Consider the following 7,098-nt stretch of genomic DNA (forward strand, 5'->3'; position numbering starts at 1 on the left):
GGAGTGATGGTGTGGTGACCGGGGAATCCGAACAGCTCGACGTGCTGATCGTCGGCGCGGGTCTGTCGGGCATCGACGCCGCCTTCCGGATCACCGAACGCAACCCGGGTCTGCGTTACCGGATCGTCGAGCAGCGCAGCCGGATCGGTGGGACGTGGGACCTCTTTCGCTATCCCGGCGTCCGGTCGGATTCCGACATCTTCAGCCTGAGCTTTCCGTTCCGCCCCTGGCCCGAGGACCGAACCATCGCCGAGGGCGACGAGATCCGCGACTACCTCGAGGACACCGCACGCGAGTTCGGGATCGACCGGCACATCGACTTCGAGGTGTCGGTCACCGCAGCCGATTTCGACAGCGACACGGATCTCTGGACCGTGACCACCGAGGTCGCCGGGACCCGTCGGACCTACGTCGCACGATTCCTGTACATGTGCACCGGGTATTACCGCTACGACGAGGGGTACCTGCCGGACTTCCCCGGCATGGCCGACTTCTCCGGCACCGTCGTGCACCCGCAGTTCTGGCCGGAGGACCTCGATTACGCGGGGAAGAAAGTGGTGGTGATCGGCAGCGGTGCCACCGCGGTGACCCTGATCCCCGCCATGGCGGAATCCGCGGGCGAGGTGACGATGCTGCAGCGGTCGCCCACCTTCATGTTGCCGCTCCCGTGGCAGGATCCGATGACCAGAGTGCTGCGGCGGACACTCCCGAAGACGTGGTCGCATCACCTCATCCGGTGGCGAAATGCGCTGGGTACCTTGGCCTTCTACCTCTATTGCCGCGCCTTCCCGAAGCTCTCGCGCGGCACCCTCCGCCAGATCGCGATCCGGTCGCTGCCGAAGGGCTACGACGTCGACACCCACTTCCGGCCCCGCTACGAGCCATGGGACGAGCGGTTGTGCATCATCCCCGACGGCGATTTCTACCGCACCATCCGCCACGGGGACGCCGACGTGGTGACCGACCAGATCGATCGATTCGTCTCGGGCGGAATCCGACTCGTCTCCGGCCGCGAACTCGACGCCGACATCGTCGTCACCGCCACCGGACTCGCACTGATCGCCTTCGGCGGCGCGACGCTGAGCATCGACGGCCATGAGTTCAAGCCGCACGACAAGTTCGCCTACCGCGGATACATGCTCAACGACGTCCCGAACATGGCCTGGTCGGTCGGCTACACCAATGCGTCGTGGACCCTTCGGGTCGATCTGACCAGCCAGGCCTTCGCGGACCTGATCGCGCACATGGACGAGCACGGGTACACGCACGCATATCCGACGGTCGGGTCGGCGGTCCTCCCGGAGGAACTGCTGCTCGCCCTCGACTCGGGATACGTACGACGGGCCGCGACTCTGCTGCCCAAGGCGTCGTCGGAGCGACCGTGGCGCGTCCGGCACAATCTGGTCCTCGACGCCATCGACGCGCGACGGTACGACGTGACCGAGGCGATGGTGTTCGGGACGGTCGAACCTCGGGTAGGCGTGCGTCCGGCCTGAATAATCGCTGGCCGGAGGCGGTGATCATCCGGCAAGCTCGATACGTGAGCACCGGTTCCGATCGGCACGTGGCCGACCGTCGTTTGCCCGCAACGCTGAGACCGTTCGCGCTGCGGCAGTACCGGTTACTCGTCCTCGGTCTGGTGCTGGCCATGTTCGCCGACGGCGTGTGGACCGTCGGTGTGGTGTGGCAGGTCATCGGTATGGGCGGCGGACCGGGGCAACTCTCGGCCGTCACCGGCGTGGCTGCGCTCGGCATGGTGGTGTCGACCCTCGCCGGCGGAGTCCTCGCCGACCGGGTCTCCCAGCGGCGCATCATGATCGCGCTGGAGATCGTGAAGCTGCTGGCGTTCGGCGTCGTGGGTGTCGCCGCGATGCTCGGTGTGTTGAATCAGCCCTTCCTGATCGTCGCGGCGTTCGTCGGCGGCGTCACCATGGGCATGTACTACCCCGCATACTCTGCGTTGCTGCCCAGCATCGTGGAGGCGGAACAGTTGCAGGCCGCCAACGGGATCGAGGGTTTTCTGCGTCCGGTGGTCTTCCAGGCGTTCGGTCCGATGGTGGCGGGCGGGGTCATCTCGATCGCTTCACCTGCCGCCTCGATCGTGCTGGCGGGCGTCGCGAGCGCGGCGTCGTCGCTGTTCTATGTCGCCATGGATCCGGTCCGGGTGCGGCGCGAACCCGCCGCGATCACGGTGCACCCGTTCCGGTCGGTGGTCACCGACATCGCCGAGGGCTTCGCTTACATGTGGCGCACCCCGTGGTTGTGGGCAACCCTGTTTTTCGCCTGCATCCTCGTGCTCGCCACCATGGGGCCGATCGAGGTGCTGGTGCCGTTCGCCTTGCGGGAACGTGTGCACGGCGGCGCCGGTGACCACTCGTTGGTGCTCGCGGCGTTCGGCGTCGGTGCGGCATTGTCGTCGCTGGTGTTCGCTTCGATCCCGATGCCGCGACGGTATCTGACGGTGATGTTCTCGATCTGGGGCTTCTCGAGCGTGCCACTGGTGATCATGGGCTTCGCCGACCGGACGTGGATGTTCGTGGCCGCCGGGCTCCTGATGGGCGTGCTGTTCGACGGCCCGATGGTCTTGTGGGGCACGCTGTTACAGCGCAGGGTCCCACCGGCGCTCCTCGGGCGGGTCGCGAGCCTCGACTTCTTCGTGTCGGTTGCGTTGATGCCCGTGTCGATGGCGATCGCCGCGCCGGTCAGTCACGCGATCGGGTTGACCGCCACCTTTGTGGTCGCCGGTCTGCTGCCGGTGCCGGTCGCGGCGTGCTTCTACCTCGCGGCGCGTCTGTGGCGCGACGAGATCGACCATCCGTTGCGGATTCAGGTGACCGACAATCCCAAGGTCCTCACCTGAGCCGGTCCGGCGGCGGTACGAGATGCTCGGCTGCCGCCGCGACGGTGAGGTCGGTCAGGGCGTCGAGGATCGGCGAACTGAGTTTCCAATACTGCCAGAAGAGCGGGATGTCGACGTGGTGGTCGACGATGGGGATCACCCGCCCCGCGCCGAGCGCGTCGGCGATCTGTACCTCCGGTACCGCACCCCAGCCGACACCGAGTTCCACCGCGAGGTGGAACTCGGTGGAGGCCGGGATATAGCTGATCGGTGGCGAGACTGGCTGCGCGGCAAGAGTTGTCAGCACGTCCCGCTGGATGTAATCGTTGCGGTCGAACAGCACCATCGGGGCTCGGGACAACGCGGCGGCTGTCGGGCCGTCGGGGAGCCAGCGGGCCACGTAATCCGGTGTGGCGACTGGCAGATAGCGCATGGACCCGAGTGCCCGGGTGGTGCAGCCGCGGATGCCGAGCGGGTCGGAGGTGATGGCGGCGAGCACTTCTCCCGACCGCAGGAACCGGGTGTTCTGGCTCTCGTCGTCGCGCACCACCTCGATGGCGACCGGGTGCTCGTGATGCATTCGCGCGAGAACCGGGAGGAACCACGTTGCCAGCGAGTCCGCGTTCGCGGCGATCGGGAGATGGACGCGGGCGGAGTCTTGATCGGCCGTGCCACTGCCCATCAGTTCGGAGCGGGTCTCCTCGCGCAGCAGCTCCCATTGCTTGGCGAGGCGGACGAGTAGCTCGCCGTCGGGCGTGGCGGTGGCCGGCTTGGTGCGGCGCAGGACCACCCTTCCGACCGAGGTCTCGAGGGCCTTGATCCGCTGGCTGACCGCCGACGGGGTGATGTGCAGTGATGTCGCCGCGGCGTCGAAGGTGCCCTCACGGAGAACCGCGGCGAGGGTCTGCAGGCCTTCTTGGCTGATCTCCATCGGGTAATCATAAGTTCTGTGAATGATTCGTGAAAAACATTCGCTGGATTGTCGTGGCATGTGTCTTTACCGTCGTTGCCATGAGCACGTATGTCCTTGCCGCCGTCGCCGGTTTGCTGACCGGCGCCGGGCTGATCATCGCGATCGGGCCCCAGAATGTCTTCGTCATCCGGCAGGGCGTGGCCCGCTCGCATGTGATCCCGGTCGTCGCGGTGTGCGCGATCTCCGACGTGGTGCTGATCCTCGCGGGCGTCGCCGGGCTCGGCGCACTGGTCGCCACTCACCCGGCGGTGGTGACGATCGCGAAGATCGTCGGTGGCGGATATGTTGTCGTGCTCGGCCTGATGGCGGCGCGCCGGTGTCTGCGGAGCAGCGAGGCCATCGTGACCAATGCCGGCGAGGCGAACAATGTGAGCCGGTGGGCGGCGGTCGGGATGACGCTGGCCCTCACGTGGCTCAACCCGCACGTCTACCTGGACACGGTGCTCACCATGGGGGCCATCGCGAACAGCCACGGAAATGCCAAGTGGGCGTTCGCCATCGGCGCCTGCCTCGCAAGCCTGCTGTGGTTCGCGTCGCTCGGCGGGGGCGCCACGAGGCTTGCCCGCCACTTCGCGTCACCGAGATCGTGGCGGGTGCTCGACGCGGTCGTCGCGGTCGTGATGCTCGCGATGGGGGCGATGCTGATCGCGTCGGTGTGAGGACGCGGCCTTCCGGGATTCGATCTCTGAGGAGACCCGGAGCCTGAGAGACCCGGAGCCCGCGGAGGGGTCGTCACGAAGGGCGGCCCTTCGTGACGCTCGCAGGCTCGCTCCTCAGGGATCGGGTGACGCTCGCGGGCTCGCTCCTCAGGGATCGGGCGGCGTCCGAGGCGAGGTGGGCCGTCACACCTTCGCCGGCTCGGGCTCCCAGAGATCCGGATCCACCTGGGTCTCGATCGGGATCTCGCGGATGGCGGATCCCTCGACGTCGACGTTGGGCAGGATGCGGTCGAGCCAGCGGGGGAGCTTCCACGCGGTGTCGCCGAGCAGCGTGATGACCGCAGGCACCACGGCCATCCGGATGATGAAGGCGTCGAAGAAGACCGCGGCCGCGAGCGCGAAGCCCATCATCTTCGCGATCGTGTCCGGAGCCAGCATGAACGCCGCGAACACGGAGATCATGATGACCGCCGCCGACGCGACCACCCGGGCGCCGTGCTGATACCCGACGATGACGGAATCCTTGGCCGAGACGCCGTGTACGTATTCCTCGCGCATTCGGGTCACCAGGAACACCTGATAGTCCATCGCCAGGCCGAACACCACGCCCACCAGGAAGATCGGCAGGAAGGAGATGATCGGTTTGGTGTGGTCGATCAGGCCGAAGTCGCCCTCCTGGAAGATCGCCACCGTCGCACCGAACGTTGCGCACACCGAGAACAGGAACCCGATGGTCGCGATCAGCGGGACCAGCAACGACCGGAACACGATGGTCAGGATGATGAAGGCCAACCCGACCACGACGATCAGGAACGGGATCAGTGCCGAACTGAGCTTCGATGAGATGTCCGACATGATCGCGGTCTGTCCGCCGACGTTGACGGTGGCGCCGTCGGGCGAGGTCGCGCCGTAGTCACGGATCTGTTCCATCAATTCGTGGGTCTGTGGACCGCTCGGCGACTGCTGCGGGGTGACGGAGATGAGTGCCGCGGTCGCGCCCGCCTGCGGATTCGCCGGGTCGGTGCCATTGCCGATCCAGGTGATCTGGGCCGGATTGGCGACGTTGTCGAGGGTCTTCATCTTCTCGACGGCCGCCGTCGCCGCGGGTGCCACGTCACCGCCGTCGGCGTCGCTGACGACCACCAGGAGGGGGCCGTTCACGCCCTCGCCGAAGCCTCGATTGAGCAGCTGGGTGGCGGCGTATTCGCTGTCGGTGGTCGACTCCATCCCGAGGTCCATCTTGGTCATCGGGATCGCGGCGACGGCCAGGAGGACGAGACCGACGATGGCCACCGGTAGCGGGTAGCGGGTGACGAACCGCGCGAACCGCAAACCGTTCGACGGCTGCGAGTCGGGCTCGTCGCCGTGCCGGATACCCGGGATGCGGGGCTTGAACGCGAATCGCCCGAAGGCACCGAGGAGCGCAGGGATGAGGGTGATCGCGCCCAACACCGCGACGAGGACGGCCACGGCCGCGGCGACACCCATCTGGGTGATGAACGGGATCCCGACCACGGCGAGCGCGGCGACCGCGATCATCACCGTCAGGCCCGCGAACACGACGGCCGAACCCGCGGTGCCCACCGCCCGTCCGACCGCGGCCTCGCGACTGCCGCCGAGATTCAGCTCGGATCGATACCGGGACACGATGAACAGCGCGTAGTCGATCGACACGGCGATGCCGAGCATGGTGATGATCGTGGTCGCGCTCTGCTGGACGTCGATGATCTTGGCGCTCAACGTGACCAGCAGAATGGTGATCCCCACGCCCATGATGCCGGTGACGATCGGGATGAACGCGGCGATCAGCGCGCCGAACGCGACGATCATGATCACGAACGCGACCGCGAAGCCCAGCAGCTCGGACACGCCGCCCTGCTCGAACACCTGCATCAGCGAACCGGTGCCCTCGACCTGGAGTCCGTCGCCACGGAACTCGGCCAACAGATCCTCGAACTGCTGCATGTCCTCACCGGTCAGGTCCTGCTGGGGGATGTCCTGACGGATCTGGATCAGGCCGACCTTGCCGTTGTCGCCGAGGACGGCCGAGGCCATCGCGGGGTTCTCCTGCGCAGCGGTCACCGGGTTGACCACGGTCTCCGGTTCCACGACCTTCGGCAGGGTCCGGGCCTTGGCGACCAGCGCGTCGATCTGCTGGGTGTGGTTGGCGAGCCCGTCGTCGGCGGCCACCAGGATGCTGGTCGACGCCTTGAGCTGCTGTTCGTTGATCGCGGGGAAATCGGACTTCATCACCGACATCGCACGGTCCGAGTCGGTGCCGGGCAGCTCGAAATCGGTGGAGAACTTGGGTGCGACCGCGCTGACGATCGCGCCGAGGGCGATGATCACCGCGAGCCAGGCTCCGACGAACCACCATTTGTGCCGGAACGTGAAACGCCCGAGCCGGTACAACCACAACGCCACGGCGACCTCCCAATCGATGTGACAGCCAGCGTATCGGGCGCGGAGCGTGGAGTGCCGACCGTGATCGGGATCCGTTGCAGTCGGTGTGAGTGGGGTCTCGATACGACTCCTCGCTGCGCTCGTCGTCTACTCATAGCTCCTATGTCAAGCGGCTGCTTGAGTGTCGGGTTGTGTGCGGGTGTTGTGGTCGGCGGTGAGGGCGG

5 protein-coding genes are annotated in these 7,098 nt (G+C 66.8%); 3 read left to right on the top strand and 2 right to left on the bottom strand.

Going from position 1 to position 7,098, the window contains the following annotated elements:
* Positions 1 to 11 precede the first annotated feature (11 nt).
* Together ACLQ3I_RS23085 and ACLQ3I_RS23090 are read left to right on the top strand one after the other, a co-directional pair.
* Positions 12 to 1,496 carry a flavin-containing monooxygenase gene (locus ACLQ3I_RS23085; protein WP_425805119.1) on the top strand — a complete coding sequence of 495 codons (1,485 nt, stop codon included), beginning with the start codon at positions 12 to 14 and terminating at the stop codon, positions 1,494 to 1,496.
* Positions 1,497 to 1,540: 44 nt separating this feature from the next.
* Positions 1,541 to 2,860 (top strand): MFS transporter, encoded by a 1,320-nt coding sequence (locus tag ACLQ3I_RS23090; protein ID WP_425794572.1) that lies wholly within the window; start codon positions 1,541 to 1,543, stop codon positions 2,858 to 2,860.
* On the opposite strand, the gene ACLQ3I_RS23095 is transcribed toward ACLQ3I_RS23090, so the two are convergent.
* A complete protein-coding gene (locus ACLQ3I_RS23095) occupies positions 2,853 to 3,770 on the bottom strand; it encodes a LysR family transcriptional regulator ArgP (protein WP_425805122.1) in 918 nt (305 codons plus the stop codon). The genes ACLQ3I_RS23090 and ACLQ3I_RS23095 overlap by 8 nt on opposite strands.
* Positions 3,771 to 3,850: 80 nt before the next feature.
* Here ACLQ3I_RS23095 and ACLQ3I_RS23100 point away from each other — a divergent pair, with 80 nt between their 5' ends.
* Positions 3,851 to 4,471: a LysE/ArgO family amino acid transporter gene (locus ACLQ3I_RS23100; protein ID WP_425805124.1), complete on the top strand. Its 621-nt coding sequence runs from the start codon at positions 3,851 to 3,853 to the stop codon at positions 4,469 to 4,471.
* Positions 4,472 to 4,654: 183 nt separating this feature from the next.
* Here ACLQ3I_RS23100 and ACLQ3I_RS23105 read toward each other — a convergent pair whose 3' ends face one another.
* Entirely contained in the window at positions 4,655 to 6,895 is a 2,241-nt protein-coding gene (locus ACLQ3I_RS23105; RefSeq protein WP_425805127.1) for an MMPL family transporter, read from the bottom strand.
* Positions 6,896 to 7,098 lie beyond the last annotated feature (203 nt).

The organism is Gordonia sp. DT101, assembly GCF_049844895.1.
GTDB lineage: Bacteria > Actinomycetota > Actinomycetes > Mycobacteriales > Mycobacteriaceae > Gordonia.

What these genes read in the sequence shown, in the direction of transcription:
- ACLQ3I_RS23095 (WP_425805122.1), bottom strand. Translation starts at nt 3,770, where the DNA reads ATGGAGATCAGCCAAGAAGGCCTGCAGACCCTCGCCGCGGTTCTCCGT.
- ACLQ3I_RS23100 (WP_425805124.1), top strand. Translation starts at nt 3,851, where the DNA reads ATGAGCACGTATGTCCTTGCCGCCGTCGCCGGTTTGCTGACCGGCGCC.